Consider the following 26,229-nt stretch of genomic DNA (forward strand, 5'->3'; position numbering starts at 1 on the left):
ACTAGTTCGCCTTTCAACCTTTTAGGTAGACTTCATTCATGGAGACCGAGACGGCCACGCGCTGGCTGACCGATGCGGAGCAGTGTGCTTGGCGCACCCATCTGGACGTCAACAGACTCTTGACGTACCAGCTCGAAAAGGATCTGCAGCCGTTCGGCCTGACGATGAACGACTACGAGATCCTGGTGAACCTCTCGGAGTCGGAGGATTCGCGGATGCGGATGAGCGATCTCGCCGCCGCGACCCTCCAGTCCAAGAGCCGGCTCTCGCACCAGATCACACGCATGGAGAACGCCGGGCTCGTGCGGCGGGAGAACTGCGAGTCGGACCGCCGCGGTCTGTACGCCGTCCTCACCGAGCACGGCATGGAGACCATGCAGAAGGTCGCGCCGCACCATGTGGCGTCCGTGCGCCGGCACTTCATCGACCTGCTGTCCCCCGAGGCCCTGACCGAGCTGGACAAGGCCCTCAAGCCCATCGCGGAGCATCTGCGCGGGCACCGGGGGCGCCCCTGACGAGTCGGTAGCGGGCGCGGGCGGGGCCTCTGCGGGCCCCGCCCGCTCCGTCATGACCGGGTCAGTTCCGCGATCAGGTCGTCCGCCGCGCGGTACGGGTCCAGTTCGCCGGCGACGATGCGCTCCGCCAGGGCGTCCAGCCGGCGGTCGCCGTGAAGGTCGCCGATGCGTTCGCGAAGGGCGGTGACGGCGATCGTCTCGACCTCGCGGGCGGCGCGGGCCCGTCGGCGCCCGCTCAGGACGCCGTGCTCCTCCATCCACGCGCGGTGCTTCTCCAAGGCCTCCACGACCTCGTCGACGCCCTCGCCGCGCGCCGCCACCGTCTTCACGATCGGCGGGCGCCAGTCGCCGGGGCCCCGCGACTGACCGAGGCCCAGCATGTGGTTCAGCTCGCGGGCGGTGGCGTCGGCCCCGTCGCGGTCGGCCTTGTTGACGACGTACACGTCGCCGATCTCCAGGATGCCCGCCTTCGCGGCCTGGATGCCGTCCCCCATGCCCGGCGCGAGCAGCACGACGCTGGTGTCGGCCTGCGAGGCGATCTCCACCTCGGACTGGCCGACGCCGACCGTCTCCACCAGGATCACCTCGCAGCCGGCGGCGTCCAGGACGCGGATGGCCTGCGGCGCCGCCCAGGCGAGGCCGCCGAGGTGGCCGCGGGTCGCCATGGAGCGGATGTAGACGCCCGGGTCGGAGGCGTGCTCCGACATGCGGACCCGGTCGCCGAGCAGGGCCCCGCCCGAGAACGGCGAGGACGGGTCCACGGCGAGGACGCCGACCCGCCTGCCCTGCTTGCGGTACGCCGTCACCAGCGCCGACGTGGAGGTCGACTTGCCGACGCCCGGCGAACCCGTCAGGCCGACCACGTAGGCGTTGCCGGTCAGCGGGGCCAGGGCCGCCATCACCTCCCGCAACTGCGGGGACGCCCCCTCCACCAGGGAGATCAGCCGGGCGACGGCACGCGGCCGGCCTTCCCTGGCCTGGGCCACCAGTGAGGAGACGTCCTGCATCACAGCTCCGTTCGAGAGTTCTTCGGCGAGGGTCAGGCCTTCGGCACGCGGATGATCAGGGCGTCGCCCTGACCGCCGCCGCCGCACAGCGCCGCCGCTCCGACGCCGCCGCCGCGCCGCTTCAGCTCCAGCGCCAGGTGCAGCACCAGACGGGCGCCGGACATGCCGATCGGGTGCCCCAGGGCGATGGCGCCGCCGTTCACATTCACCTTTTCGACGGAAACGCCGAGGTCCTTCATTGACTGCACGGCGACCGCGGCGAAGGCCTCGTTGATCTCGATCAGGTCGAGGTCGGCGACGTCCAGGCCCTCCTTCTTCAGCGCGTGCGCGATGGCGTTGGACGGCTGGGACTGCAGGGAGGTGTCGGGGCCCGCCACGTTGCCGTGGGCGCCGATCTCGGCGATCCACTCCAGGCCCAGCTCCTGCGCCTTGGCCTTGCTCATCACGACCACCGCGGCGGCGCCGTCGGAGATCTGCGAGGAGGAGCCGGCGGTGATCGTGCCGTCCTTGGTGAACGCCGGGCGCAGCTTGCCCAGCGACTCGGCGGTCGTGTCGCCGCGGATGCCCTCGTCCTGGCTGACGACCACCGGCTCGCCCTTGCGCTGCGGGATCTCCACGGGGGTGATCTCGGCCTCGAAGACGCCGTTCTTCTGGGCGGCGGCGGCGCGCTGGTGGGACAGCGCGGCGATCTCGTCCTGTTCGGCGCGGCCGATGCCGAGGCGCGTGTTGTGCCGCTCCGTCGACTCGCCCATGGGGATGTTCTCCCACGGGTCGGTCAGACCGTCGTACGCCATCGCGTCCAGCATCTGCACGGCGCCGTACTTGACGCCCTCGCGGGACTTCGGCAGCAGGTGCGGGGCGTTGGTCATGGACTCCTGGCCGCCGGCCACGATCACGTCGAACTCGCCGGCGCGGATGAGCTGGTCGGCGAGCGCGATGGCGTCCAGGCCGGAGAGGCACACCTTGTTGATCGTGAGCGCCGGGACGTTCATCGGGATGCCGGCCTTGACCGCGGCCTGGCGCGCCGGGATCTGCCCCGCCCCGGCCTGCAGCACCTGGCCCATGATCACGTACTGCACCTGGTCGCCGCCGATCCCCGCACGGTCCAGGGCGGCCTTGATCGCGAAGCCGCCGAGGTCGGCTCCGGAGAAGGACTTCAGCGAACCGAGCAACCGCCCCATCGGGGTCCGGGCGCCCGCGACGATGACGGACGTCGTGCCGTTCGTTGCAGAAGACATGAGCTGAGATCCCCTTACCGGCCTTGCACGGGCCGAGGAGTGAACGAGGGTTTACTCGAATGTACTGAGCGGTACTCCACCCGTCATCGGGCGGTCGGTGTGATCGCGCGCACGTTGCGTAACCACCTCCGGAACGCTGCACTGAATCCATGCTGACGCGAATCGACCACATCGGAATCGCCTGCCACGACCTCGACGCGACCGTGGAGTTCTACCGGGCCACGTACGGCTTCGAGGTCTTCCACACCGAGGTCAACGAGGAGCAGGGCGTGCGCGAGGCCATGCTCAAGATCAACGATACGTCGGACGGCGGTGCGTCGTACCTCCAGCTTCTCGAACCGATCCGGGAGGACTCCACCGTCGCCAAGTGGCTGGCGAAGAACGGGGAGGGCGTCCACCACATCGCCTTCGGCACCGCGGACGTCGACGCCGACGCCGCCGCCGTGCGGGACAAGGGCGTGCGCGTGCTCTACGACGAGCCCCGCCGCGGCTCCATGGGATCGCGGATCACCTTCCTGCACCCCAAGGACTGCCACGGCGTTCTCACCGAACTGGTCACTTCGGCGCCCGTTGAGTCACCTGAGCACTGATGCTCGTACATAGGGGCCGGTAGGGTTGGGGGCGGTCGCCGCTCCTTCCAGGGCGACCGAGGTCCTGTCGCGTTGACGGCAGGACCGCCGGGGTCCGGGTTTCGGGGGACGAGCGTCGGGGCAGCAGCCCATGCTCCGCCGTTGATCTGACACCATTCCCCGGGGGCCCCGTTCGGCGGATGGACGGAGCTCGTTCGGAAAGACTTGCGACCAGGGGACGGATGGGACCGCGCAGTGCGGGGCTACGAGAGCCAGGAGCGAGAGCCGGCGGCTGACGTCGACCACCTCACTCGGTTCGAAGCCGAGATGAAGCGGCTGAGGACCGAGCGGGAAAAGGCCATCCAGCACGCCGAGGACCTCGGCTACCAGGTCGAGGTGCTGCGCGCCAAGCTGCACGAGGCGCGGCGCACGCTCATGACGCGGCCTGCCTATGACAGTGCCGACATCGGCTACCAGGCCGAGCAGTTGCTGCGCAACGCCCAGATGCAGGCCGACCAGATCCGCGCCGACGCCGAGCGCGAGCTGAGCCAGGCCCGCGCCCAGACCCAGCGCATCCTCCAGGAGCACGCCGAGCAGGCGGCCCGCCTCCAGGCCGAGCTGCACCAGGAGGCCGTGACCCGGCGCCAGCAGCTCGACCAGGAGCTGGCCGAGCGCCGGGCCACCGTCGAGTCACACGTCAACGAGAACGTCGCGTGGGCGGAGCAGCTGCGCGCCCGCACCGAGCAGCAGGCCCGCCGGCTGCTGGAGGAGTCCCGCGCCGAGGCCGAGCAGGCCATGGCCGCCGCCCGCGCCGAGGCCGAGCGGCTGACCGCCGAGGCCCGTCAGCGGCTGCGCGGCGAGGCCGAGGCCGCCCGCGCCGAGGCGGAGCAGCTGCTGCGGCGCGCCCGCGCGGACGCGGAGCGGCTGCTGAACGCCGCCTCCACCCAGGCCCAGGAGGCCACCGACCACGCCGAGCAGCTGCGCACCACCACGGTCACCGAGTCGGACGCCGCCCGCCGCCAGGCCGCCGAGCTGAGCCGGGCCGCCGAGGCGCGGATGACCGAGGCCGAGGAGGCGCTGCGCAAGGCGCAGTCCGAGGCGGAGAAGCTGGTCACCGAGGCCAAGGAGGCCGCGGCCAAGACCCTCGCGAGCGCCGAGTCGGCCAACGAGCTGCGCACCCGTACGGCCAAGGAGCAGGTCGCCCGGCTGGTCAGCGAGGCCACCAAGGAGGCCGAGACTACCAAGGCGGAGGCCGAGCAGCTCGTCGCCGACGCCCGCGCCGAGGCCGAGAAGATCGTCGCGGAGGCCGCCGAGAAGGCCCGCACGATCACCGCCGAGGAGACCGCGACCCAGCTGTCCAAGGCGGCCAGGACCGCCGAGGACGTCCTCAACAAGGCCGCCGAGAACGCCAAGAACACCACCAAGGCCGCCGCCGAGGAGGCCGAGCGGATCCGCCGCGAGGCGGAGGCCGAGGCGGACCGGCTGCGGGCCGAGGCGCACGACATCGCCGAGCAGCTCAAGGGCGCGGCGAAGGACGACACCAAGGAGTACCGCGCCAAGACGGTCGAGCTGCAGGAGGAGGCGCGCCGGCTGCGCGGCGAGGCCGAGCAGCTGCGCTCCGACGCGGTCGCCGAGGGCGAGAAGATCCGCGCCGAGGCCCGCAAGGAGGCCGTGGCGCAGATCGAGGAGGCGGCCAGGACCGCCGAGGAGCTGCTCGCCAAGGCCAAGGCGGACGCGGACGAACTGCGCCGGATCGCGACCGCGGACAGCGAGAAGGTCCGCACCGAGGCCATCGAGCGCGCCACCACGCTGCGCCGGCAGGCCGAGGAAACCCTGGAGCGCACCCGCAACGAGGCCGAGCGCCACCGCGACGAGGTGCTGGAGCAGGCCGAGGGCATCCGCGCGGACGCCGAGCGGGCCGCGCTCGAACTGCGCGAGGAGACCGAGCGCGCCGTCGCGGCCCGGCAGGCGGAGGCCGCCGACGAGCTGGCCCGGCTGCACGCGGACACCGAGGCCCGTCTGGCCGCCGCCGAGCAGGCCCTCACCGACGCCCGCGAGGAGGCCGCGCGGATCCGCCGCGAGGCCACCGAGGAGGCCGACCGGCTGCGCACCGAGGCCGCCGAGCGCATCCGCGCCCTGCAGCAGCAGGCGGAGGCGGAAGCGGAACGGCTGCGCACCGAGGCCGCGTCCGACGCGTCCGCGTCCCGCGCGGAGGGCGAGGCCGTCGCCGTACGGCTGCGGACCGAGGCCGCGACGGAGGCCGAGCGGCTGAAGACCGAGGCGCAGGACACCGCCGACCGGGTGCGCGCCGAGGCGCAGGCCGCGGCCGAACGGCTGGCCGCGGAGGCGTCGGAGACGCTGGCCGCCGCGCAGGAGGAGGCCGTACGGCGTCGGCGCGAGGCCGAGGAGACGCTCGGCGCGGCCCGGCAGGAGGCCGACCAGGAGCGCGAGCGGGCCCGCGAGCAGAGCGAGGAACTGCTGGCCTCTGCGCGCACCCGCGTGGAGGAGGCGCAGGCCGAGGCGGTCCGCCTGGTCGAGGAGGCCGACCGGCGCGCCACCGAGATGGTCTCCGCCGCCGAGGCCCACGCCCAGCAGGTGCGGGACTCCGTCGCCGGGCTGCACGAGCAGGCGCAGGAGGAGATCGCCGGTCTGCGCAGCGCCGCCGAGCACGCGGCGGAGCGCACCCGGCGCGAGGCCGAGGAGGAGGCGGACCGGGTCCGCGCCGACGCCTACGCCGAGCGGGAGCGGGCCAGCGAGGACGCGAGCCGGGTCCGGCGCGAGGCGAGCGAGGAGGCGGAGGCCGCGAAGTCCCTCGCCGAGCGGACCATGGCGGAGGCCATCGCCGAGTCGGAGCGGATGCGCGCCGACGCCGCCGAGCACGCGCAGCGCGCCCGGACCGAGGCGTCGGACGCCATCGCGCAGGCCGACCAGGAGGCGGCGCGCGCCCGTGCGGACGCCCGCGAGGACGCGAACCGGATCCGTTCGGACGCGGCGGCGCAGGCGGACACGCTGATCACCGAGGCGCGCTCCGAGGCGGAGCGGCTCACCACGGAGACGGCCGCCGAGGTCGAGCGGGTGCGGGCCGAGGCGGTCGCCCAGGCCGAGAAGCTGCTCGGGGACGCGAACGGCGAGGCGGAGCGGCTGCGTGCCGAGGCCGCGCAGACGGTCGGCTCCGCGCAGCAGCACGCCGAGCGGGTGCGCGGCGAGTCCGAGCGGGTCAGGGCCGAGGCGCTCGCCGAGGCAGAGCGGGTCACCGCCGCCGCGCGCGACGAGGCCGAGCGGACGCTGGACGCGGCCCGCAAGGAGGCCAACAAGCGGCGTTCGGAGGCCGCCGAGCAGGTCGACAAGCTCATCACGGAGACCGCGGCCGAGGCCGACAAGCTGCTCGCCGAGGCGCAGGCGCAGGCGCTCAAGACCACCGCGGACGCCGAGGCGCAGGCCGACACCATGGTCGGCGCGGCCCGCAAGGAGGCCGAGCGGCTGGTCGCGGAGGCCACGGTCGAGGGCAACTCCCGGGTGGAGAAGGCCCGCACGGACGCCGACGAGTTGCTGGTCGGCGCCCGCCGGGACGCCACCGCCGTCCGGGAGCGCGCCGAGGAACTGCGCGCCCGGATCACCGCCGAGATCGAGGAGCTGCACGAGCGGGCCCGCCGGGAGGCGGCCGAGACGATGAAGTCGACCGGCGACCGCTGCGACGCGCTGATCAAGGCCGCCGAGGAGCAGCTCGCCAAGGCCCAGGCGAAGGCGAAGGAGCTGGTGTCGGAGGCCAACTCCGAGGCCGGCAAGGTGCGCATCGCCGCCGTGAAGAAGGCCGAGGCCCTGCTGAAGGAGGCCGAGCAGAAGAAGGCCACCCTCATCCGGGAGGCCGAGGAGCTGAAGGCCGAGGCGATCCGCGAGGCCCGGCGCACGGTCGAGGAGGGCAAGCGCGAGCTGGAGGTCCTGGTGCGCCGGCGCGAGGACATCAACGCCGAGATCTCCCGGGTGCAGGACGTGCTGGAGGCGCTGGAGTCGTTCGAGGCGCCGCCGTCCGGCAAGGACGGCGCGGTCAAGGCCGGGGCGGCCGTGGGACCGCCGCGCTCGGGCGGCAAGGCGTCGGACGGGTAGCCGTGGCGACCGTTGGAGATCGTCCGAAAGTGTTTGGCCTGATTTCCGGAAGCTCGTGCGCTGGTCAGCCGTCCAAATGGGGTGTCATTCTCCAGATCAAACCCGTATCCGCTCGATGACACACCGCTTCGGCCCCTAGGATTCCACCTATCACCTCACCGGTCTCATTCGACAGGAACCCCATGAGCGACACTTCCCCCTACGGCTTCGAGCTTGTGCGGCGTGGGTACGACCGCGCTCAGGTGGACGAACGGATCTCCAAGCTCGTCTCCGACCGTGACAGCGCTCTCGCCCGCATCACCGCTCTGGAAAAGCGCATCGAGGAGCTCCACCTCGAGACGCAGAACGCCCAGGCCGCCGTGACCGACGCGGAGCCGTCGTACGCGGGTCTCGGCGCGCGCGTCGAGAAGATCCTCCGCCTCGCGGAGGAGGAGGCGAAGGACCTGCGCGAGGAGGCCCGGCGCGCGGCCGAGCAGCACCGTGAGCTGGCCGAGTCGGCGGCCCAGCAGGTGCGCAACGACGCCGAGTCGTTCGCGGCGGAGCGCAAGGCCAAGGCCGAGGACGAGGGCGTCCGGATCGTCGAGAAGGCCAAGGGCGAGGCCGCCCAGCTGCGTGCGGACGCGCAGAAGGACGCGCAGTCCAAGCGCGAGGAGGCCGACGCGCTCTTCGAGGAGACCCGCGCCAAGGCCGCTCAGGCCGCCGCCGACTTCGAGACCAACCTGGCCAAGCGCCGCGAGCAGTCCGAGCGCGACCTGGCGTCCCGTCAGGCCAAGGCCGAGAAGCGGCTCGCGGAGATCGAGCACCGGGCGGAGCAGCTGCGCCTGGAGGCCGAGAAGCTGCGCACCGACGCCGAGCGCCGCGCCCGCCAGACGGTGGAGACCGCCCAGCGTCAGGCCGAGGACATCGTCGCCGACGCCAACGCCAAGGCGGACCGCATCCGTTCGGAATCCGAGCGCGAGCTGGCCGCTCTGACCAACCGCCGCGACTCCATCAACGCCCAGCTGACGAACGTCCGCGAGATGCTCGCCACGCTCACCGGCGCCGCGGTGGCCGCGACCGGCCCCGCCGACGACGAGTCCGTCTCCCGCGGCGTCCCGGCGCAGCAGTCCCGGTAAGCAGTAAGCAGTACACGGCGTACCCTCCGCGAGGCCCCCCGTCACTGAAGTGGCAGGGGGCCTCGTGCCGTTTTAGCGTGGCCGCATGATCGAGCTCGAGGGGCTGACCAAGCGGTACGGCGAGAAGGTCGCGGTGAACGGGCTGACGTTCACCGTGCGGCCCGGCGTCGTCACCGGCTTCCTCGGTCCCAACGGCGCCGGCAAGTCGACCACCATGCGGATGATGCTGGGCCTGGACCGGCCCACCGCGGGGGACGTGCGCATCGACGGCGTCCACTACGACCGGCTGAAGGACCCGCTGAAGTACATCGGCGCCCTGCTCGACGCCAAGGCCGTGCACGGCGGCCGCAGCGCCCGCAACCATCTGCTGTGCCTGGCGCAGAGCAACGGCATCCCCGAACGGCGGGTGGCCGAGGTGCTGGACACGGTGGGCCTGACGGCCGTCGCCCGGAAGAAGGCCAAGGGGTTCTCGCTGGGCATGGGCCAGCGGCTGGGCATCGCCGCCGCGCTGCTGGGCGATCCGCGCATCCTGATGTTCGACGAGCCGGTGAACGGGCTGGACCCCGAGGGCATCCACTGGATCCGCCATCTGATGAAGTCGCTGGCCGCCCAGGGCCGTACGGTGTTCGTCTCCTCGCATCTGATGAGCGAGATGGCGCTGACGGCCGACCACCTCGTCGTCATCGGCCAGGGCCGGCTGCTGGCGGACACCTCCATGGCCGACTTCATCGCGCGGAACAGCCGCACGTACACCCGGATCCGCTCCCCCGAGCGGGAGCGGCTGCTCGACGTGCTGCACGGGGCCGGGATGACGGTGGTGGAGAACGGCGGCGGCGCGCTGGAGGTGGACGGCGCCGGTGCGGAGCGGATCGGCGAGCTGGCCGCGCGGCACGGGATCACGCTGCACGAGCTGAGCCCGCAACGCGCCTCGCTGGAGGAGGCGTTCATGCGGCTGACGGCGGAGTCGGTGGAGTACCACGCGCACTCCGACTCCCCGGAGCCGCCGGCGGCCTGGGGCGAGGGCTGGAGGAAGGCAAGCACATGACGGCGGCCCAGGTCATCCGCTCCGAATGGACGAAGATCCGCTCCGTGGCGTCCACCGTGTGGACGCTGTCGCTCGCCGTGGTCGTGACGATCGCGCTGGGCATGCTGATCTCGGCGCTGTCGAAGAGCGAGTTCGACCGGATGGACGAACGCGACCGGCTCTCCTTCGATCCGACGTTCATCAGCTTCGCCGGGATGAGCCTCGGCCAGCTGGCGATGATCGTCTTCGGGGTGCTGGTGGTGTCGAACGAGTACAGCTCCGGCATGATCCGCACCTCCCTCGCGGCGGTGCCGCAGCGCGGGACGTTCCTGTTCGGGAAGCTGGCGGTGGCCACGGCGCTGGCGCTGGCGGTCGGCATGGCGACGAGCTTCGCCGCGTTCTTCCTGGGGCAGGCGATGCTCGGCGAGCTGCGGGCGTCGCTCGGCGACCCGGGGGTGCTGCGGGCGGTGCTCGGCGGCGGGATCTACATGACGCTGATCGCGATGTTCTCCATGGGCGTCGCGGCGATGCTGCGCTCGCCCATGCTGTCGCTGGGCATCCTGATGCCGTTCTTCTTCCTGATCTCCAGCATCCTCGGCAACGTCCCGGCCACCGAGAAGGTCGGCCGGTTCCTGCCCGACCAGGCCGGCAGCCGGATCATGCAGGTGGTCACCCCGGTGGACGACGACACCCCGTACGGCCCCTGGGGCGGGCTGCTGATCATGCTGGCGTGGGTGGCGGCGGCGGTCGCCGGCGGCTATCTGGTGCTGAAGCGGCGGGACGCCTAGCCGCACTGTGCACGGAGCGTTCTTTTGCCCGCGCTTGAAGGGAACCGGCGGGGCCTGGATATCCTCCTAAGCCTTACGGGGGCGTGTGCCCCGCTGTCCAGGACCTTTCGATGGGTGCGGAGCATGATCGAGGCAGTCGGCCTGACCAAGCGCTACGGCGACAAGACCGCTGTGCACAACCTTTCCTTCCAGGTGCGGCCCGGAGCCGTCACGGGCTTCCTCGGGCCGAACGGCTCCGGCAAGTCGACGACGATGCGGATGATCCTCGGCCTGGACAACCCCACCTCCGGGCAGGTGACGATCGGCGGCTACCCCTACCGCAAGCTGCCGAACGCCCCCCGCCAGGTCGGCGCCCTGCTCGACGCCAAGGCGGTCCACGGCGGCCGGTCCGCCCGCAACCACCTGCTGAGCCTCGCCCAGCTGTCCGGCATCCCGGCCCGCCGCGTGGACGAGGTGCTCGGCGTGGTGGGCCTCCAGGACGTCGCCAAGCGGCGCTCCAAGGGCTTCTCCCTCGGCATGGGCCAGCGGCTCGGCATCGCCGGCGCGCTCCTCGGCGACCCCCAGGTGCTGCTGTTCGACGAGCCGGTCAACGGCCTCGACCCCGAGGGCATCCTCTGGGTGCGCAACCTGATGAAGTCGCTCGCCGCGGAGGGCCGCACGGTCTTCGTCTCCTCCCACCTGATGAGCGAGATGGCGCTGACGGCCGACCACCTCATCGTCATCGGACGCGGTCAGCTGCTCGCCGACATGAGCGTGCAGGACTTCATCGCGGCGAACTCCGCGGGCTTCGCGCGCGTGCGCACCCCGGACACCGAGCCGCAGCTGCGCGAGAAGCTGGCCTCCGCGCTGGCCGAGGCGGGCGGGCACGTGCTGCCCGAGCCGGACGGGGCGCTGCGGGTGACGGGACTGCCGCTGCCCCGCATCAGCGACATCGCGCACGACACGGACGTACGGCTGTGGGAGCTGTCGCCGCACCAGGCCTCGCTGGAGGAGGCGTACATGCGGATGACGCAGTCGGTGGTGGACTACCGCTCGACGGCCGACCAGAAGGCCGGACTGATGCAGCCGCTGCCGGCGGGCGCGCAGCCGCCGGTCCCGGTGCCCGGCCAGGGCCAGCCGGGCTGGTACGCCCCGCCGCCGCCCCAGCAGGGCGGTCAGCCCTTCGCGGGCCCGTACGGTGGCCCTCAGCCGTCCGCGCCCGCCCAGGGCGGTACGCCGAACCCGTACGCGCAGCCGGCGCCGCAGCCGCCCGCCCAGGCCCCCGCGCAGCCCGCCCAGGCCCCCGCGCAGCCGCCCGCCGCGGCCCCCTCCGCCTCTGCTCCCGCCGACCAGACCAAGCCCGAGGACGCCCGATGAGCACGCCCCAGCCCTCCACGCCACAGGCCGCGCCCCAGTGGGGAGCGCCCTCCGGCGCCCCGTACCCCGGTTACACCTCGCCGATCCCGGTCGTGCGCACGCACCTCGGGCACGCCGTCGCCTCCGAGTGGACGAAGATCCGGTCGGTGCGCTCCACGATGTGGACGCTGGGCGTGTTCGTGCTGCTCGTCGTCGGCATCGGGCTGTCCACCGGCGCGCTGGTCGCCGGCTCCTCGGAGGCCGACCTGGGCGGCGAGAGCCCGCTCGCGCTCGGCTTCTTCGGGCTGCTGCTGGGCTGCATGTGCATCATCACGCTGGGCGTGCTGACGACGGCCTCGGAGTACGGCACCGGGATGATCCGGACCACGATGACCGCGTGCCCCTCGCGCGCCCGGGTGCTGGCGGCGAAGGCGATCGTGTTCTTCACGGTCGCGTTCGTGGTGACGCTGGTCTCCTCCGGCTTCGTCGCCCTGGCGCAGGTCGGCATGGTGAGCGAGGCGCGCGAACCGTCCGGCGGCGAGTGGTTGAGGGGGACGGTCGGCGTCTCCCTCTACATCGCGCTGCTGGGCCTGCTCTCGCTCGTGGTCGGCTCGATCGTGCGGCACTCGGCGGGCGCCATCACCATCATGATCGCGGCGGTGCTGGCGCCGCTGGTGATCGCGCTGTTCATGTTCTCGTCGTCGCTGGAGGACCTGCGCGAGGCGCTGTTCGAGTACTCCATCCCGAACCAGCTGAGCGTGTTCTACGCCAACTCCCTCAGCGAGTCCGGCCCCTCGGGCTGGGACCCGCTGTGGATCATGCTGGGCGTCACGGCGGTCGCGTTCGCCGGGGCCGTCGTGCTGCTGGAGAAGCGGGACGTCTGAGACTCCCGGGGGCCGGCGTCCGGGCCACCCTAGAACTTCGGCGCGTTTCGGGACCGCTGCACCCGGGTGGTGCGGCGGTCCCGCGCGTTCCAGCAGGACTTGTGCCAGTGCCGGCGGTCGTCCACGCCCGCGTGCTCGGGCCAGGCCACGACGTGCGGCACCCCGGAGGGGATGAGCTGGTCGCAGCCGGGGCAGCGGTACGACTTGCCCTGCGAGGAGGCGCCGGCGACATGGCGCACGCTCCAGCCGTCGCCCTGCCAGTCCTCGGTGGACTGCCAGCCGCCGTAGCGGCCCGGGCGGTCGTCCTCGGCACTCCGGCCGGAGGAGCCTGAGCCCTTGGGTCGGTTGCGGCGCGGCGACACGGGACACCTCACGGAGTCGTCGGGGAGTGTTCGCGACAAGCCTACGCGTCCCCCGTAGGGGTACCCGGAAGGGTCCGAAGCTCACAAGTCCCCCGCGCGCGCCACCGATTCTGCCGACAATCCGCAAATCCCTCCGCCCGCCCGTGTCCTCGGTACGTGTCGGCCGGTTATGCCCGTGGGGGAGCTCCGTGTCGGAGCCAAGGAAGCAGGAATTGCGATGCGCGTAGGAACATTCGTGCTGGCCGCCCAGTTCCCGGGGCAGGGCCAGGGGGAGGCGCTGCACCGCGCGGTCCGCTCGGCGGAGGCCGCGGAGGAGGCGGGGCTCGACTCGGTCTGGCTGGCCGAACACCACTTCGTGCCGTACGGGACGTGCCCGTCGGCCGTCACCCTCGCCGGGTTCCTTCTCGGCCGCACCCGCCGCATCCGGGTCGGCACGGCGGTGAGCGTGCTGCCGACCGCCCACCCGGTCGCCCTCGGCGAGCAGGCCGCGCTGCTGCACATCGCGAGCGGTGGCCGGTTCTCGCTGGGCGTGGGGCGGGGCGGCCCCTGGGTGGACCTGGAGGTGTTCGGGTCGGGCCTGGAGGCGTACGAGAAAGGGCTCCCGGAATCGCTCGATCTGCTGCTGCGCTGGCTGCGCGAGCCGGCCGTCGCGGGCACCGGCGAGCGCTTCGCCTTCCGCGAGGTGCCCGTCGTGCCCCGGCCCGCGGAGGCGCTGACGGACGCGCCGGGGCCGGAGGTGCTGCTGGCCTGCACCTCCCCGCAGGGCGTGCGCACGGCCGCCGAGCGCGGGCTGCCGATGCTGCTCGGCATGCACATCGGGGACGAGGAGAAGGCCGAGATGGTCGCCCTGTGGCGGCGGCACGCACGCGCCTGCGGACGCCCTGCGGCGGAGATCGCCGGCGCCGCCCATGTCTCGGCCGGCGTCTGCCAGATCGCCGACCGGCGCACCGACGCGGCCGAGACGCTGCTGAAGGCAATGCCGGGCTGGCTGCGCCAGGGGCTCGACGCCCATGTCACGGTGGACGGCCGCGAGCGCCGGATGCGCGATCCGCTGGCATACACGGAACTGCTCTGCGGACTGCACCCGGTGGGCCCGCCGCGGCTGTGCGCCGACCGGCTGGCGGCGACCGGCGAGCGCACGGGCGTCACCCGCTTCGCCCTGCTGGTCGAGGGCTCCGGCGACCTGGCGACGACGGAGGAGAACGTACGGCGGCTGGGCGCGGAGGTGCTGCCGCAGCTGACGTGACCGGGGCCGCGGCGGCGTGCCGCGCGGCGTGGTGGGCTTGCCGCTCCGGTACGGATCGCACCTCCCCCGCGTACGGAGCGGCAAGCGAGCGGATCGCCGCCGTCAGCAGTCCCGCAGCTCCGGGGACTGGTTGAGCAGCTGGCTGCGGACCGAGGTGAAGCGGGTCAGCGTCGCGTCCGCCGAGGCGTCCAGCGGGAACACGGCCACCCGGTGGCAGTTCTGGAACGCCAGCCGCACCCCGAAGTGCCGCGACAGCGCACCGCGAATGGCGTCACTCGCCAGCGCACGCAGCAGCTGACCGCGTGCCTGCTCGTCCGGCGGGGGCGTCAGGTTGTCGGCGAACTGTCCGCCGTCCACCTTCAGCTGGGCCACCAGGGAGCTGATCATCTCCCATGCGTAGGGCAGGGAGGTCCGGACGCAGTCGACGAAGGCAGCTTCGTCGACCTCGCCTCGCTCGGCCTGTTCGAGTAGGGCCGGTGAGACGTCGAGCGACATGGGTTCTCCTCTCGCACCCCCAACGAGCAGGGGTTGCCGGACAGATGAGGGAGCACGCACGGCGAACACGCTGGGTACACGCGCGGCGACCTCCCGTTTATACGGTAGGCAACTGCCGGAGGCGGCACCAGGAGAATGCCGACACAGACGCGTTCCGCTGTGTTCACTATCGGCCATTGCCGAACAGGTCTCTTCCAGGGCGAATCGCGTGCGCTCTCGTCCGTCGAGTAGCGTTGCCGACCATGCGTCTCGTCATTGCCCGATGCTCCGTCGACTACGCGGGCCGGCTCACCGCCCACCTTCCGACCGCTCCCCGTCTGATCCTGGTGAAGGCGGACGGCAGCGTCTCGATCCACGCGGACGACCGGGCCTACAAGCCCCTGAACTGGATGTCGCCGCCCTGCACGCTGAAGGAGGGGACCGGCGAGGAGGCCGGCGTCTGGACCGTCGTGAACAAGGCCGGCGAGAAGTTGATCATCACGATGGAGGAGGTGCTGCACGACTCCTCGCACGAACTCGGCGTCGATCCCGGCCTGATCAAGGACGGCGTGGAAGCGCACCTCCAGGAACTGCTCGCCGACCGCATCGAGACCCTCGGCGAGGGCTACACGCTGATCCGCCGCGAGTACATGACGGCCATCGGCCCGGTCGACATCCTGTGCCGCGACGCCGAGGGGCGGACCGTCGCCGTGGAGATCAAGCGGCGCGGCGAGATCGACGGCGTGGAGCAGCTCACCCGCTATCTGGAGCTGCTGAACCGCGACCCGCATCTGGCGCCGGTGCGCGGCATCTTCGCCGCGCAGGAGATCAAGCCGCAGGCACGTGTCCTCGCCACGGACCGCGGCATCGGCTGCCATGTGCTGGACTACGACGCCCTGCGCGGCATCGAGGACGACAAGCTGCGGCTTTTCTGACCCGCACCTGTGCCCCACCCGCGCCCGCCGGGCCCGGGTGGGCTCTCAGATGACCGGCTCCTCCGCGTGGTCTTCGGGGTCCTCGGGAGAGGAGGCCGTCGAAGTGCCCGGGCCGGTCGCCGAGTTGGTGGTCGACGGGCTGGTCGAGGTGTCGGTGGGCGTCGGGCTGCTCTGGCTCGGCGTCGGGTCCGGGCTGGGCGACTGCGATTCGTCGGAGGACGGGCTCGGCGTCGGGCTCGACGAGGTCGGCTTCGACGTGGACGGCCTGGTCGGCGTGGAGGGGTCCGCCTCGTCGTCCGGCTTCGTCGTGCCGGTGGGCTCGGCGTCGGGCTCGTCCGCTCCCTCGTCGCCGTTGTCGCCGACGGCCGTCGGGGTCGGGTCGTCGGCCGTGCCGAGGGTGCCGTCGGGTCCGGGGGCGGTGGGCCGGCTGGTCGCCGAGCCGGTGTCGCCCACGTCGTCCCCGTCCGCCACGCCGAGGTTCTCCTCGCCGTCGTCCTGGGTGGCCGTCGGGTTGACGCCGACGCGGCCGGACGGGCCCTCGGCGTCGTTGTCGGAGGTGGCGCCGAGGGTGACGACGGTGCCGAGCACCGCCACGAGCAGGGCGCCCGCGCCGGCCGCGACCAGGTTGCGCCGGGCCAGTCCGCGCAGGCCGGCGCGCGTGTGCCGGGACGGCGTGCCCGGCACGGAGACGCCGCCGTACGCGGCCAGCGCCGGGGCGTCCGTGGGCGGCTGGAGTTCGGGGAAAGGCTCCGGCGACGCGGGCGCCTTGGCGGCGTCGCCGTCGGCGAAGGCGTCCGGGAAGTCCGCGAGGTCGTCGCCGAACGGGAGACCGGCCCCGGCGATCGCGGCCGTGCCCCCTCCCGGTGCGGTCGCGAGCCCCGGTGTGCCCGAGCGGTCGGCGACCAGGGCGAGGGCGCGGCGGCCGGCGACCGTGCCGCGCTTGTCGGCGAGGGCGCCGCGCAGCCCGATGGACGCCTCCAGCTCCGCGCGGGCCCGGTCCAGCCGGCCCCGGCACAGTGCGAGGACGCCCAGTTCGTGCTGGAAGTAGGCCTGTTCGGCGACGTCGCCGGCGAGCCGGGCGGCCTCGGCGCCGGCGCGCAGGGCGCGTTCCCAGGCGCTCCAGTGCAGTCCGGCGGCGAACGCGGGCGCCGCCGTGCGGGCCAGCCGTACGGCTGGGCTGTCCCCGTCGTCGCCGACCGGGGCGGCGGGCTGGAGCGCGGCGAGCAGGGCGTCGGCCTCGGCGCCGACGCGCTCGGGGTCGACGGAGGGGTGTCCGGCCCACCAGGCGTAGTGCCGGGCGGCGGTGAGGGCGTGGGCCGGGGCGTCCTGGGCGTATCCGGCGGCCTCCAGCTGGGTGCGCACGCCGGCCGCGAGCCGGTAGCGGGTGCCCACCGGGGAGACCAGGGCGCAGCGGAGCAGTTCCCCGAGCGCGGCGTCCGCGTGGGTGTCGCCGACGAGGGCGGGCAGGTGGGCCTGGTGCGGCACCTCGCCGCCGAGCGCGACGGCGAAGCGCAGGGTGGCCCGCGCGGAGGGGCTCAGCCGGGAGGCGAGCAGCGCGGCGGGCGCGGCGCCCTCGGCGAGGGAGGGCAGCGGCACGTCGTCGGCGAGCGCGGCCGGGTCGACGGGGGTCTCGAAGGCCGGGTCGGCCGGGATGTCGCCGAAGACGCCGAACTCGTCCAGGGCGTCGGCGCCGGCCCGCAGCCGGTCGCGCTGCCGCAGCAGGGCGCCGGCCTGCACGAACCGCAGGGGCAGGCCCTCGGACTCGAACCACAGGTCGCCGGCCCAGTTGGCCTCGTCCTCGGTCAGGGGGCGGCCGACGGCGTGCTCCAGCAGCCGCAGCCCGCCGGCGCGGTCGAGGCCCCCGAGGGCGACCTCCTCGATGCCGGCGTCCGCGGAGGGGGCGGGCGCGCCGGGGGCGGCGCCGATCAGGAAGGCGCACTCGGGGGTGGCGTCGAGCAGCTCGTCCAGCGCGGCGCCGCCGAGTTCGGCGTCGTCCAGGACGACGACCGCGCCGATCTCCCCGACGAGTTCGAGGAGTTGCTCGCGGTCGGGGCGGTGGCCGGGGGCGGCGTAGACGGCGTGGAAGAGGTCGTGGAGCAGGTCGTCGGCCGTGCGGCGCAGTCCGCAGAGGCGGACGACGCCGTCGGGGGCGAGGTCGGCGCAGTCCTCGGCGACGGTGTCGAGCAGGGTGGTGCGGCCGGAGCCGGCGGGGCCGGTGACGCGGGCCGAACGGCCACGGGCGAGCAGGCGTATCAGGCGCTCGCGTTCCTCCTGGCGGCCGAGGAGCGGCGGCGCGGGCCGGGCGGGGCCCGGCGGGACAGGGGGGCGGGCGGCGCGGGCCGCCTCGGCGCGTTCGGCGGGGGTGCGCTTGGCGGGGCGGGCGGGCCGCTCGGCGGGCGGGCAGACCTCTATCTCGCTGCCGTCGACGGGGTTGACGGTGAGCAGCAGGTCGCCGGAGACCAGCCGCGCGGTGCGGGCGGGCGCGGGCGCGTGCTGGCCGAAGTCGGAGGTGAGGGGGTCCCTGGGCGGCCGCCGGCCCGACGGGCCGTCGTCGTGGCCGTACTCCTCGGGTCCCCGGGTGTTCGGGTCCATAGGTTCCAAGCCCCCAAAAGCGTCGAGTGCGTCCAGCCCCTCCCGGCCTTGCCGCACACCGCGCTGTCGCTTCTGGTCCGGGCCCGCTCGAGGGTCGAACAGTCGCGGGCGTCCGAACACTAACCGCAGGCCGGTGTCCGCGACAGCCCGGGGTGCCGCGCCGTCCGAGACGTCACGGTCCAAGCGGAATGCGCGCGTCGGGCGTTTCGCCGTGGGCTGCCCGGGTCTCCCCCGGGCGGCCGTTCACACCTGCCGGGTCAGACCCGCGGCAGGGACTCCACGCCGATGCCGCCCTCGATCGCCAGGATCCGGTGCAACCGGGTGGCGACGAGGAGGCGTTGCATCTGGGGCGGTACGCCGCGCAGCACCAGCCGCCGGCCGCAGCGGCCGGCGCGCCGGTGGGCGCCCATGATGACGCCGAGTCCGGTGGCGTCCCAGGAGTCCAGTTCGGACAGGTCGAGAATCAGGTCTCCGGCGCCGTCGTCGACCGCCGTGTGCAGAACCGCACGGGCGTCCGCCGCGGTGCGGACGTCGAGGCGGCCCCCGACGACCACCTCGGCGTGGTCGCCCCTGATGTGCATATGCGCTCCCCGTGAGTGCGGTTGACGTACTGCAGAACGGTGGCTGTGCAACGTCTGACGGCTTCCGTGGCGATGCGGTTGCTGGTTGTGAGCGAACCGATACCGAATTCACCCCGAGGTGTGATGCCCTCGGGGCGAGTGCTGTTTCAGTGCTTGTAGAAGCCCTGCCCGCTCTTGCGCCCGATGTCACCGGCGTCAACCATCCGGCGCATCAGCTCCGGCGGGGCGAACTTCTCGTCCTGGGTCTCGGTGTAGATGTTGCTCGCGGCGTGCAGGAGGATGTCGACGCCGGTCAGGTCGGCCGTGGCGAGCGGGCCCATGGCGTGCCCGAAGCCCAGCTTGCAGGCGAGGTCGATGTCCTCGGCGGAGGCGACGCCGGACTCGTAGAGCTTGGTGGCCTCGACCACGAGCGCGGAGATGAGCCGGGTGGTGACGAAGCCGGCGACGTCGCGGTTGACGACGATGCAGGTCTTGCCGACCGACTCGGCGAACTCCCGCGCGGTGGCGAGGGTCTCGTCGCTGGTCTTGTGGCCGCGGACGAGTTCGCACAGCTGCATCATCGGGACCGGCGAGAAGAAGTGGACGCCGACCACGCGCTCCGGGCGCTCCGTCGCGGCCGCGATCTTGGTGATCGGGATGGCGGAGGTGTTGGACGCGAGGACGGCGTCGTCCTTCACGAGCTTGTCGAGCGCCCGGAAGATCTCGTGCTTGACCTCGAGCTTCTCGAACACGGCCTCGACCACGACGTCCGCGTCGGCGGCGGCGTCGAGGTCGGTGGTCGCGGTGATCCGGGCGAGGGCGGCGTCGGCGTCGTGCGCCTCCATCCGGCCCTTGGAGACGAACTTGTCGTACGACGCCCTGATGCCGTCGGTGCCACGGGTCAGCGCCTCGTCGGTGACGTCGCGCAGGACGACGTCCCAGCCCGCCTGCGCGGAGACCTGGGCGATGCCGGAACCCATGAGACCGGCCCCGATGACGGCGAGCTTCCGTGCCACTGTGCGACTCCCCTGATACGCGCTGTCCTTACTTCTCTCGCCGGGACACTAGCGCTCGTGAGGCGCGCTGTGACCGGTAAGTAACGCGCGTCACGTCTCACATGACGGACATCACACCGGCGGCGGCAGGGCGCGGCAGGCGGTGCCGCGCGCCGGGGCGGCGGCGACGCCCCGGCGCGAACGCCCCCTCGGCCGCCGCGGGTTCGGCCGGTCGCCCGTCGGCGCCGGCCTCGACGGGCGTCTTGCCCCGCATTGTCCGCACGCCGGCGCGGGCGCCGGCCCTTCGCGTACGACCGGACGCCCGCACGAAGCGCCCGCACGGACGAAGGACCTCGTACACGCGTGGGTTCGCGCGCCCGGCGCCGCGCCATACCTCGGCGAAAGTGATCGTCGGGCCGGTCGGCGGGTGCCAGAGTAGGAGGACCCGCGTCCCGTTGCACCGGAGGAGAACCACCCGCATGGCCGTGATCCACCGCACCACCCTGAAGCCGACCAAGCTGGAGCTGCTGACCGCCTGGCTGCCCTCGCGCCCCTGGTACCACGGGGGCGCGGAGAAGCCCGTGCTGACCAAGGCCGGCGGCTTCCGGCTGGACGACCCGGAGGGGGAGGTCGGCATCGAGTTCATGATCGTCACCGATGGCTCCGGACCCGAGCCGGGCGCCGCCTACCTGGTGCCGCTCAGCTACCGGGGCGCTCCGCTGGAGGGGGCCGAGGACGCCCTCATCGGCACCACCGAGCACGGCGTCCTCGGCCGGCGCTGGGTGTACGACGGCTGCCACGACCCGGTGGTGACGGACCGTCTGGCGGCGCTGGTGGAGGGCCGCGCCGAGCCGCAGGCGCAGAGCGAGACGGACACCCCCGACCGTGAGGTGAGCCGCGCCCACGCGGGCGCCGGCCCGGTCCCGTCCGTGTTCACCGCCGTGGCCGACACCGAGCGGGACACCGCGCTGACGGCGCCGGACGGCACGGTCCTGCGGGTGCTGCGGACCCCGCACCCGGCCCCCGGCGGCACGCCGCTGCCCCCGCCGGGCACGACGGGCCACGTCGCCGGCGCCTGGAACGCGGCGGACGGGACCCGCGTCCAGGGGATCCTCTTCACCCTCGCGGACTGAGCGGGCCTACGCTGGCCGCATGGTCAATCTGACGCGCATCTACACCCGGACCGGCGACAAGGGCACCACCGCCCTGGGGGACATGAGCCGGGTCGCCAAGACCGATCTGCGGATCGCCGCGTACGCCGACGCCAACGAGGCGAACGCGGTGATCGGCACGGCCATCGCGCTGGGCGGTCTGGAGGAGGACGTCGTCAAGGTCCTCACCCGCGTCCAGAACGACCTGTTCGACGTGGGCGCGGACCTGTCGACGCCGGTCGTGGAGAACCCCGAGTATCCGCCGCTGCGGGTCGAGCAGTTCTACGTCGACCGGCTGGAGGCGGACTGCGACCGGTTCAACGAGCGGCTGGAGAAGCTGCGCTCCTTCATCCTGCCCGGCGGCACCCCCGGCGCGGCCCTGCTGCACCAGGCCTGCACGGTGGTCCGCCGGGCCGAGCGCTCGACGTGGGCCGCGCTGGAGGCGCACGGCGAGACGATGAACCCGCTCACCGCGACCTACCTCAACCGGCTCTCCGACCTACTGTTCATCCTCGCGCGCACGGCCAACGGCCGCGTCGGGGACGTGCTGTGGGTTCCGGGCGGAGAACGCTGAGCCCTGCCGCCGCACCGTCTTCGGCGCCTTCTTCGGGAAGACGGCGTAGGACAGCGCGATCAGTCCGTGGATGCCGGTCACCTGCCAGGCGACGGCCCGCCACTGCTCCAGGGACGTGACGCGGGAGGCGTCGTCGACGTACCAGACGGCGATCTGGAGCAGCACGGTCGCGGTGGCCGCGCCGATGACCGTGCCCAGCCACACCTTGCCCTCGTGGCGGGCGCGGGCCATGCCGTGCCGGGGCGCCCCGGCGGGCTTGGGGGCGTCGCCGAACCGGTGGGCGGCGTGGCCGTCGAGCCACTTCACGGTGCGGTGGCCGTGGCCGACGGTGTAGCCGATGTAGAGGGCGGCCAGGCCGTGCTTCCAGCTGGGGTCGGCGCCGTTCTTCAGGTCGAGCGCGGTGACGACCAGCAGCACTACCTCCAGCAGCGGCTCGCACAGCAGCAGGGCGAGTCCGGTGCGGGGCATCTTGAGCAGGTAGCGGAAGGCCAGGCCGGCGGCCAGCAGCACCCAGAAGCCGACCTCACAGACGACGATCAGTGTGACGATCACGGCTCGCGCTCCTCCCAGTGCGTCGGATCACCCTTCAAGGCTCCCGTCGCGGCGGCCGGATTTCGTCGTCGCCGCAGACGAACCGCGACTGCATCCTTCGATGTACTGCCGGGGGGCCGGGGACCGTCCCGGAGGAGCAGGCGCGCCCCGCGCGGGCCGTGTTGGATGGTCCCATGGCCGTACGACTCCCCCGCCCGTCCCGCTTCGACGTGTACATCGCGCTGGCGGGCCTGCTGGGCGGGCTGCTGCTGTGGGGCATCGGTCTGGGCATGCGGTCCGCCGACGAGCCGGTCGTGCTGTGGCCCGGGCGCTGGCCGATCCTGCTGCCGCTGGCGCTGATGGCGGGCTGCGAGCTGCTGCGCCGGTCCGCGCCGCGGGTCGCGCTGCCCGCCGCGACGGCGGCGCTCCTGCTGGACACGCTCACCCAGGGCAGCCTGGTCACGGCCCTGATGTTCACCGACGTGATCTACGCCGCCGTCCTGTACGGCTCCCCCGCCGCCGCCCGCCGCATCCCCCGGGTGACGGGGCTGCTGTCGGTGGCCGCCGCGATCGTGCCGTTCGCGGTGTGGCAGGCGCCCGAGGTGCTGCTGATCGGCGTGGCCGTGGGCATCGTGGGGTTCGCGCCGGCCTCCACGGGGCTGATCGTGCGCAACCACCGGGACGCCGCCGAGTCGGCCCGGCTGCGCGCCGAGCAGACCGCGCTGCTGGCCGAGATGGACCGGACGCAGGCGGTGGTCGCCGAACGCGCCCGTATGGCACGGGAACTGCACGACATGGTGGCCAACCACCTCTCCGCCATCGCCATCCACTCCACCGCCGCGCTGTCCCTGGACGACCCCGGCACCAGCCGCGAGGCCCTCGCCGTGATCCGCGAGAACAGCGTCGCCGGACTGGCCGAGATGCGTCGACTGATCGGCATCCTGCGCGACGGGGACGCCGACCGGGAACCGGCGGCCACACCGACGCTCGACGGCCTCGACGCCCTGGTCCGCGCGGCCCGCGGCAACGGCCTGGACGTCACCCTGGAGGCCGAGCACGGCGCGGTCCCGGCGCCGGTGGAGCTGGCCGCCTACCGCATCGTGCAGGAGTCGCTGACCAACGCCCTCAAGCACGCCGTCCCCGGCCGGGTCGCCGTCGTCCTCGCCCGCCGCGACACCACCCTCGACGTGCGGGTGACCAGCCCCTACGGTCACCGGAACGGCCCCCGCGCCCCGGGCTCCGGCGCCGGACTGATCGGCATGCGGGAGCGTGCCGCGCTGCTCGGCGGGACGCTGGAGGCCGGGCCCGAGGGCGACCGGTGGACCGTGCACGCCCGTCTGCCCCTCGCCGAGGGGGACCGCATGACCGAAGGAGAATCCGCATGATCCGCGTCCTCGTCGCCGAGGACCAGTCCGCCGTCCGCGCCGGGCTGGTCCTGATCCTGCGCAGCGCGCCCGACATCGAGGTGGTCGGCGAGGCCGCGGACGGCGAGCAGGCGGTGGCGCTGGCCCGCGAACTGAGGCCGGACCTGGTGCTGATGGACGTTCAGATGCCGCGCCTGGACGGGGTGTCGGCCACCCGGCAGGTGGTCGCGGAGAAGCTGGCGGACGTGCTGGTGCTGACCACCTTCGACCTGGACGAGTACGTGTTCGGGGCGCTCAGGGCGGGCGCCGCCGGGTTCCTGCTGAAGAACACCGACGCACGGGACCTGCTGGAGGCGGTGCGGACGGTGGCGCGCGGCGAGGGGCTGATCGCGCCGGCCGTGACGCGGCGGCTCATCGCCGAGTTCGCGGCGGGGCCGGCGCGGGAGCCGAAGGCCGACCGGGCGGTGCTCGCGGAGCTGACCCGGCGCGAACGCGAGGTACTTTCCTGCCTGGGTGAAGGGCTGTCCAACGCGGAGATCGCGATACGCCTGGACATGGCCGAGGGAACGGTGAAAACGCACGTCAGCCGGTTGCTGGGGAAGCTGGAGCTGCGCAGCCGGGTGCAAGCGGCGGTGCTCGCTCAGGAGTTGGGGATATAGGTTCGCGAGCCGTAGGTGGTCCAGACCTATTGACCTGTGGTCCAGACCTTTCTATTCTCGCCGCACCGTGGACATGAAGGCTCAGTCATGTCCCCCACAACCCCCATAAGGAGGCGCAGCATGCGCTTCAGACACAGAGCCGCGGCAGGGTTCGCGACCCTGTTGCTGCCGCTGGCCGGTCTGGTCGGCCTCGCGAGCCCGGCCCAGGCCGCCACGTCCGCCACCGCCACCTACACCAAGGCCTCGGACTGGGGCAACGGCTTCGAGGGCAAGTGGACGGTGAAGAACACCGGCACCACGTCCATCAGCTCCTGGACCGTCGAGTGGGACTTCCCCTCCGGCACGTCGGTCACCTCCGCCTGGGACGCCGACGTCACGTCCTCCGGCACCCACTGGACCGCCAAGAACAAGGCCTGGAACGGCACGCTCGCCCCCGGCGCGTCCGTCTCCTTCGGCTTCAACGGCACCGGCACCGGCTCGCCCACCAACTGTAAGCTCAACGGCGGCAGTTGCGACGGCGGCCCGTCCGTGCCCGGCGACGCGGCCCCCTCCGCGCCCGGCACCCCGACCGCCTCCTCCGTCACCGACACCTCGGTGAAGCTCACCTGGAGCGCGGCCACCGACGACAAGGGCATCAAGAACTACGACGTCCTGCGCGGCGGCGCCAAGGTCGCCACGGTCACCGGCACCACCTACACGGACACCGGCCTGAGTGCCGGCACGGACTACTCCTACACCGTGCAGGCCCGTGACACCGCCGACCAGACCGGCCCGGTCAGCGGCTCGGTCGCCGTGCGCACCACCGGCGGCGGCAGCGGCGAGGAGCCGCCCCCCGGCACCAAGGTCAACCTGGGCTACTTCACCGAGTGGGGCGTCTACGGGCGCAACTACCACGTCAAGAACCTGGTGACCTCGGGCTCCGCGTCCAAGATCACGCACATCAACTACTCGTTCGGCAACGTCAAGAACGGTCAGTGCACCGTCGACGACACCTACGCCGCCTACGACAAGGCGTACACCGCCGACCAGTCCGTCAGCGGCACCGCCGACACCTGGGACCAGCCGCTGCGCGGCAACTTCAACCAGCTGCGCCAGCTGAAGGCGAAGTACCCGCACATCAAGGTGCTGTACTCGTTCGGCGGCTGGACCTACTCCGGCGGCTTCGGCCAGGCCTCGCAGAACGCCGCGGCGTTCGCCAAGTCCTGCAAGGCCGTCGTGGAGGACCCGCGCTGGGCCGACGTCTTCGACGGCATCGACATCGACTGGGAGTACCCGAACGCCTGCGGCCTGACCTGCGACACCTCGGGTCCGGCGGCGTTCAAGACCCTCTCCCAGGCGCTGCGCGCCGAGTTCGGCAAGGACTACCTCATCACCGCCGCGATCACCGCGGACGGCTCCGAGGGCGGCAAGATCGACGCGGCCGACTACGGCGGCGCGGCGCAGTACCTCGACTGGTACAACGTGATGACGTACGACTACTTCGGCGCCTGGGCCAAGACCGGCCCGACGGCCCCGCACTCCCCGCTCACCTCGTACCCGGGCATCCCGACCGCGGGCTTCAACTCCGCGGACGCGATCGCCAAGCTCAAGGCGAAGGGCGTGCCGGCCGCCAAGCTGCTGCTCGGCATCGGCTTCTACGGCCGCGGCTGGACCGGCGTCACCCAGTCCGCCCCGGGCGGCACGGCGACCGGCGCGGCGCCGGGCACGTACGAGGCGGGCATCGAGGACTACAAGGTCCTCAAGACGGCCTGCCCGGCCACCGGCACCATCGCCGGCACGGCCTACGCCCACTGCGGCACCAACTGGTGGTCCTACGACACCCCGGCGACGATCGCGGGCAAGATGGCCTGGGCCAAGAACCAGGGCCTGGGCGGCGCGTTCTTCTGGGAGTTCAGCGGCGACACCAGCAACGGCGAACTGGTCACGGCGATCAGCAACGGCCTGAAGTAACCCAGCTCCACCCCGAGCCCGTCGCAGGAGACCCCTGCGGCGGGCTCGCCCTTTTCCCCCGGCCCCGGCCGGAGCAGGCGCCTTCCAGGCGCTCGGCCTCTGCCGCCGGGCACCGGAAACGCCCCGAAGGGGCGCGGGGAACCGCGCGACCGGCCCACCACGACCCGCACCCGACCCATCTCGCCCGGGACACCCCCACCCCGCCCCACAAACGAATACGCCCCTCCCGATCCCTCGAAGAGGGGCGGTGGGGCGTC

General features: G+C 72.9%; 23 protein-coding genes. 15 read left to right on the forward strand and 8 right to left on the reverse strand.

What is annotated here, in order from left to right; genetic code table 11:
* Window positions 1-38 precede the first annotated feature (38 nt).
* A complete protein-coding gene (locus ACZ6KF_RS22675) occupies window positions 39-515 on the forward strand; it encodes a MarR family winged helix-turn-helix transcriptional regulator (protein ID WP_356626789.1) in 477 nt (158 codons plus the stop codon).
* Window positions 516-565: 50 nt separating this feature from the next.
* Here the strand turns inward: ACZ6KF_RS22675 and meaB are convergent, their stop codons facing one another.
* Window positions 566-1,522, reverse strand: a complete 957-nt coding sequence (gene meaB, locus ACZ6KF_RS22680) for a methylmalonyl Co-A mutase-associated GTPase MeaB (RefSeq protein WP_469160246.1) — start codon at window positions 1,520-1,522, stop codon at window positions 566-568.
* A 32-nt stretch (window positions 1,523-1,554) separates the two neighbouring features.
* Window positions 1,555-2,760 (reverse strand): acetyl-CoA C-acetyltransferase, encoded by a 1,206-nt coding sequence (locus ACZ6KF_RS22685; RefSeq protein WP_356626785.1) that lies wholly within the window; start codon window positions 2,758-2,760, stop codon window positions 1,555-1,557.
* A gap of 149 nt (window positions 2,761-2,909) precedes the next feature.
* Here ACZ6KF_RS22685 and mce point away from each other — a divergent pair, with 149 nt between their 5' ends.
* The 7 genes from mce to ACZ6KF_RS22720 all read left to right on the forward strand — a co-directional run bounded on the left by mce (window position 2,910) and on the right by ACZ6KF_RS22720 (window position 12,579).
* Window positions 2,910-3,350, forward strand: coding sequence for a methylmalonyl-CoA epimerase (mce, locus tag ACZ6KF_RS22690; RefSeq protein ID WP_356626783.1), 441 nt, complete (start codon window positions 2,910-2,912; stop codon window positions 3,348-3,350).
* A 234-nt stretch (window positions 3,351-3,584) separates the two neighbouring features.
* Window positions 3,585-7,433 carry a polarized growth protein Scy gene (gene scy, locus ACZ6KF_RS22695; RefSeq protein WP_469239801.1) on the forward strand — a complete coding sequence of 1,283 codons (3,849 nt, stop codon included), beginning with the start codon at window positions 3,585-3,587 and terminating at the stop codon, window positions 7,431-7,433.
* A 182-nt stretch (window positions 7,434-7,615) separates the two neighbouring features.
* Complete coding sequence (locus ACZ6KF_RS22700; RefSeq protein ID WP_356626779.1) at window positions 7,616-8,548, forward strand: coiled-coil domain-containing protein; 933 nt, start codon at window positions 7,616-7,618, stop codon at window positions 8,546-8,548.
* An 85-nt stretch (window positions 8,549-8,633) separates the two neighbouring features.
* Window positions 8,634-9,593 carry an ABC transporter ATP-binding protein gene (locus ACZ6KF_RS22705; protein ID WP_469160249.1) on the forward strand — a complete coding sequence of 320 codons (960 nt, stop codon included), beginning with the start codon at window positions 8,634-8,636 and terminating at the stop codon, window positions 9,591-9,593.
* A complete protein-coding gene (locus tag ACZ6KF_RS22710; RefSeq protein WP_469239804.1) occupies window positions 9,590-10,360 on the forward strand; it encodes an ABC transporter permease in 771 nt (256 codons plus the stop codon). Before ACZ6KF_RS22705 ends, ACZ6KF_RS22710 begins: the two co-directional genes overlap by 4 nt.
* 123 nt (window positions 10,361-10,483) lie before the next feature.
* Entirely contained in the window at window positions 10,484-11,716 is a 1,233-nt protein-coding gene (locus ACZ6KF_RS22715; RefSeq protein ID WP_356626773.1) for an ABC transporter ATP-binding protein, read from the forward strand.
* On the forward strand, window positions 11,713-12,579 hold the full coding sequence (locus ACZ6KF_RS22720; protein ID WP_356626772.1) for an ABC transporter permease subunit: 867 nt from the start codon (window positions 11,713-11,715) through the stop codon (window positions 12,577-12,579). The genes ACZ6KF_RS22715 and ACZ6KF_RS22720 overlap by 4 nt, the downstream gene beginning before the upstream one ends.
* A gap of 29 nt (window positions 12,580-12,608) precedes the next feature.
* Here ACZ6KF_RS22720 and ACZ6KF_RS22725 read toward each other — a convergent pair whose 3' ends face one another.
* Complete coding sequence (locus tag ACZ6KF_RS22725) at window positions 12,609-12,941, reverse strand: ATP/GTP-binding protein (RefSeq protein ID WP_356626770.1); 333 nt, start codon at window positions 12,939-12,941, stop codon at window positions 12,609-12,611.
* Window positions 12,942-13,158: 217 nt separating this feature from the next.
* Between ACZ6KF_RS22725 and ACZ6KF_RS22730 the strand changes: the two genes are divergently transcribed.
* Window positions 13,159-14,187: an LLM class flavin-dependent oxidoreductase gene (locus tag ACZ6KF_RS22730; protein ID WP_469177384.1), complete on the forward strand. Its 1,029-nt coding sequence runs from the start codon at window positions 13,159-13,161 to the stop codon at window positions 14,185-14,187.
* 102 nt (window positions 14,188-14,289) lie between these two features.
* On the opposite strand, the gene ACZ6KF_RS22735 is transcribed toward ACZ6KF_RS22730, so the two are convergent.
* Window positions 14,290-14,682 carry an SCO5389 family protein gene (locus tag ACZ6KF_RS22735; protein WP_469239810.1) on the reverse strand — a complete coding sequence of 131 codons (393 nt, stop codon included), beginning with the start codon at window positions 14,680-14,682 and terminating at the stop codon, window positions 14,290-14,292.
* 242 nt (window positions 14,683-14,924) lie between these two features.
* On the opposite strand from ACZ6KF_RS22735, the gene nucS reads away from it, so the two are divergent.
* On the forward strand, window positions 14,925-15,596 hold the full coding sequence (gene nucS / locus ACZ6KF_RS22740) for an endonuclease NucS (RefSeq protein WP_356626764.1): 672 nt from the start codon (window positions 14,925-14,927) through the stop codon (window positions 15,594-15,596).
* 45 nt (window positions 15,597-15,641) lie between these two features.
* Here the strand turns inward: nucS and ACZ6KF_RS22745 are convergent, their stop codons facing one another.
* The 3 genes from ACZ6KF_RS22745 to ACZ6KF_RS22755 form a co-directional block, all read right to left on the reverse strand.
* Window positions 15,642-18,188, reverse strand: coding sequence for an ATP-binding protein (locus ACZ6KF_RS22745; RefSeq protein ID WP_469177382.1), 2,547 nt, complete (start codon window positions 18,186-18,188; stop codon window positions 15,642-15,644).
* A gap of 257 nt (window positions 18,189-18,445) precedes the next feature.
* Window positions 18,446-18,769 carry an STAS domain-containing protein gene (locus ACZ6KF_RS22750; protein WP_356626760.1) on the reverse strand — a complete coding sequence of 108 codons (324 nt, stop codon included), beginning with the start codon at window positions 18,767-18,769 and terminating at the stop codon, window positions 18,446-18,448.
* A gap of 146 nt (window positions 18,770-18,915) precedes the next feature.
* Window positions 18,916-19,764, reverse strand: a complete 849-nt coding sequence (locus tag ACZ6KF_RS22755; RefSeq protein WP_356626758.1) for a 3-hydroxyacyl-CoA dehydrogenase family protein — start codon at window positions 19,762-19,764, stop codon at window positions 18,916-18,918.
* A 458-nt stretch (window positions 19,765-20,222) separates the two neighbouring features.
* Here ACZ6KF_RS22755 and ACZ6KF_RS22760 point away from each other — a divergent pair, with 458 nt between their 5' ends.
* Entirely contained in the window at window positions 20,223-20,876 is a 654-nt protein-coding gene (locus tag ACZ6KF_RS22760; protein WP_469239812.1) for a maltokinase N-terminal cap-like domain-containing protein, read from the forward strand.
* 19 nt (window positions 20,877-20,895) lie between these two features.
* Entirely contained in the window at window positions 20,896-21,468 is a 573-nt protein-coding gene (locus tag ACZ6KF_RS22765) for a cob(I)yrinic acid a,c-diamide adenosyltransferase (protein WP_356626754.1), read from the forward strand.
* Here the strand turns inward: ACZ6KF_RS22765 and ACZ6KF_RS22770 are convergent.
* Window positions 21,394-22,020, reverse strand: a complete 627-nt coding sequence (locus ACZ6KF_RS22770) for a hypothetical protein (protein ID WP_356626752.1) — start codon at window positions 22,018-22,020, stop codon at window positions 21,394-21,396. The two genes, ACZ6KF_RS22765 and ACZ6KF_RS22770, sit on opposite strands and share 75 nt — an antisense overlap.
* Window positions 22,021-22,193: 173 nt before the next feature.
* Between ACZ6KF_RS22770 and ACZ6KF_RS22775 the strand changes: the two genes are divergently transcribed.
* The 3 genes from ACZ6KF_RS22775 to ACZ6KF_RS22785 all read left to right on the forward strand — a co-directional run bounded on the left by ACZ6KF_RS22775 (window position 22,194) and on the right by ACZ6KF_RS22785 (window position 25,972).
* A complete protein-coding gene (locus tag ACZ6KF_RS22775; protein ID WP_356626750.1) occupies window positions 22,194-23,384 on the forward strand; it encodes a sensor histidine kinase in 1,191 nt (396 codons plus the stop codon).
* Entirely contained in the window at window positions 23,381-24,022 is a 642-nt protein-coding gene (locus tag ACZ6KF_RS22780; protein ID WP_356626749.1) for a response regulator transcription factor, read from the forward strand. The genes ACZ6KF_RS22775 and ACZ6KF_RS22780 overlap by 4 nt, the downstream gene beginning before the upstream one ends.
* Window positions 24,023-24,142: 120 nt before the next feature.
* Entirely contained in the window at window positions 24,143-25,972 is a 1,830-nt protein-coding gene (locus ACZ6KF_RS22785; protein ID WP_356626747.1) for a glycoside hydrolase family 18 chitinase, read from the forward strand.
* Window positions 25,973-26,229 lie beyond the last annotated feature (257 nt).

It is taken from the genome of Streptomyces sp. NPDC046379 (assembly GCF_055587785.1).